Origin of the sequence: Mesorhizobium sp. M1A.F.Ca.IN.020.06.1.1, assembly GCF_004023265.1 — a bacterium.
GTDB lineage: Bacteria > Pseudomonadota > Alphaproteobacteria > Rhizobiales > Rhizobiaceae > Mesorhizobium.
Genome location: NZ_RZSR01000925.1, coordinates 1 through 2,361 on the forward strand (window position 1 = coordinate 1; position 2,361 = coordinate 2,361).

Here is a 2,361-nt window from a genome sequence, read left to right on the forward strand (position 1 = left end):
GTGGGCATGGTCGGTGGCCGCGCAATCACCGAGGCGTCGGGCCGTGTCACGCGCGCGAGCGTGCCGGCAATAGCGTCGACCGGTGTCGACCTCATCTCGGTCGGCTGGCTTACGCACAGCGCGCCGATTCTCGACATTGGCCTCGATATGCCGGTAGACGGGAACTGCAGCAGACGTCTGAACTGAGGGCAAAGCACATGAACCGGGATCGCAGGAACTCCTTTGGCCGCACGTCAAGCAGCGCCAGGCCGGCTCCGATTGTGCCCTCACCGATTGCAACAGCAAGCCTTTTTCCTGCTGGGCGAGCCGGTTCAGTGGCTGCGCCTGAAGGGAGGCCAGACAAGGAACAACAACAAGACCGTGTCGAAGCCCTTGGCTTTATCATCTGCCGGCTCGACGAGCTGCGCCAACTGGCAGCTTCTCAAGGCCTGGAGCTCGTTGGCTCTCTTCTGGACGTCGCTTTCAATGAGTCATGCGACGCGATCAGGCGGGAACGTTCGTCCGCTCGGGGTGAACAAAACCCGCGATAGGCCGCCGAGATTATGAATGACCACGGAAGTGTTGGCAGGGTCGCAAGTCGTTCGGGAGGAAGGGATGCGCAAAATCGTTGCCGGCAAACTGCATGGCATCCATGTCACCGAGGCCAACCTCGACTACCATGGCTCGATCACGCTCGACCCAGACCATTGCGAGGAGGCAGGCATCCTGCCGATGGAATTCGTCGAGATCTGGAACAAGAACTCCGGCGCACGGCTCTCAACCTATGTCATCTTGGGCGAACGCGGATCGCGCTGCTGCATTCTCAACGGCGCGGCGGCCCGCACCTGCCAGCCTGGCGACCAGGTCATCATCTGCAATTCGGTCTATGTACATGAGAAGGAGGTGACCGCGCTCAAGCCGCGCGTGCTGACCTTCGACAAGGAAAATCGCATCGTTGATCGGCTGTCCTATTCGGTCGAGCACGATGCGGTGGGCGGTTACAGCTTTTCGATACTCGATGAAGCCAATCACGCCCTGCCCGTGCCGGCGCTGGTAGGGAGGTCGTGACGGAGTCTGAAATCCGTTCTCTTGACCCAAATGCTTTTGCTGATGGAGGTGGAATGAACGCGGAACTTAGCCCAGACCTGACATCGGACCCTCTCGGTTGGGCGCTGCCGCCCTGGACGCGAGAGGAAGCTCGGGCAGTCTACGACCTGCCCTTCAACGACCTGCTGTTCAGGGCCCAGACGATCCATCGCGAGAATTTCGATCCCAACCGGGTGCAGCTGTCGCGCCTGTTGTCGATCAAGACCGGCGGCTGCCCGGAGGATTGCGGCTATTGCAGCCAGTCCTCCCACCACCAGTCCGGCCTCAAGGCCTCGAAGCTGATGGAGGTTCAGCGCGTCATCGACGAGGCCAGGAAGGCGCGCGACGCTGGCGCCACGCGCTATTGCATGGGAGCCGCATGGCGCAGTCCCAAGGAGCGCGACATGGAGGCGGTCGTCGCCATGGTCGAGGGCGTGAAGGCGCTAGGCATGGAGACCTGCATGACGCTCGGCATGCTCGACCTCGATCAGGCGCAGCGGCTCAAGCAGGCCGGCCTCGACTACTACAACCACAACATCGACACCTCCGAGCGCTACTATAGCGAGATCATCTCGACCCGGACCTTCACTGAGCGGCTGGACACGCTGGCCAATGTCCGCGACAGCGGCATCAAGGTCTGCTGCGGCGGCATTGTCGGGATGGGCGAGGAGAAGGCCGACCGCATCGACATGCTGGTGACTTTGGCCAATCTGCCGGAGCCGCCCGACAGCGTGCCGATCAACATGCTGATCCCGATCGAGGGCACGCCGCTCGGCGAGACCGAGCCCATCGAGCCGATCGAATTCGTGCGCACCATCGCGCTCGCCCGCATCATGATGCCGAAGTCGCATGTGCGGCTTTCGGCCGGCCGGACGGCGATGAGCGACGAGATGCAGGCGCTGTGCTTTTTTGCCGGCGCCAACTCGATCTTTGTCGGCGATACATTGCTGACAGCCGCAAACCCCGAAGAGGACAAGGACAGCGCGCTGTTTCGCCGGCTGGGCATCAAGCCGATGGACCGCGAAATCCCGTGAGTGGGTCTCCCGTGCTCGAGCGCTACCAGGCGAGCCTCAGCGGCCTGGCCCGCAGGAACCGGTTGCGGGGCCTGAGCGACCGCCAGGGGATCGACTTCGCCTCCAACGACTATCTCGGGCTTGCCCGCTCCAAGCGCATGGCCGACGCCGTCGCGCTGGCACTCGCCGCCGGCACGCCCGTCGGTGCTACCGGCTCGCGGCTCCTGCGCGGCAACACGCCTGAGCACGAGGCGCTGGAAGCAAAGGCAGCCCACTTCTTCGG

At 63.2% G+C, this 2,361-nt stretch carries 2 protein-coding genes and 2 pseudogenes; all 4 read left to right on the top strand.

Annotated features, from left to right (window positions below):
* A pseudogene (locus EOA60_RS29100) lies at positions 1-186 on the top strand (nicotinate-nucleotide diphosphorylase (carboxylating)); the annotation flags it as partial.
* Positions 187-594: 408 nt separating this feature from the next.
* Positions 595-1,047 (top strand): aspartate 1-decarboxylase, encoded by a 453-nt coding sequence (gene panD, locus EOA60_RS29105; protein ID WP_127335700.1) that lies wholly within the window; start codon positions 595-597, stop codon positions 1,045-1,047.
* 53 nt (positions 1,048-1,100) lie between these two features.
* Positions 1,101-2,099 carry a biotin synthase BioB gene (gene bioB / locus EOA60_RS29110; protein WP_128312334.1) on the top strand — a complete coding sequence of 333 codons (999 nt, stop codon included), beginning with the start codon at positions 1,101-1,103 and terminating at the stop codon, positions 2,097-2,099.
* Positions 2,096-2,361: pseudogene (locus tag EOA60_RS29115) on the top strand (8-amino-7-oxononanoate synthase); the annotation flags it as partial. The gene bioB and the pseudogene EOA60_RS29115, both read left to right, overlap by 4 nt.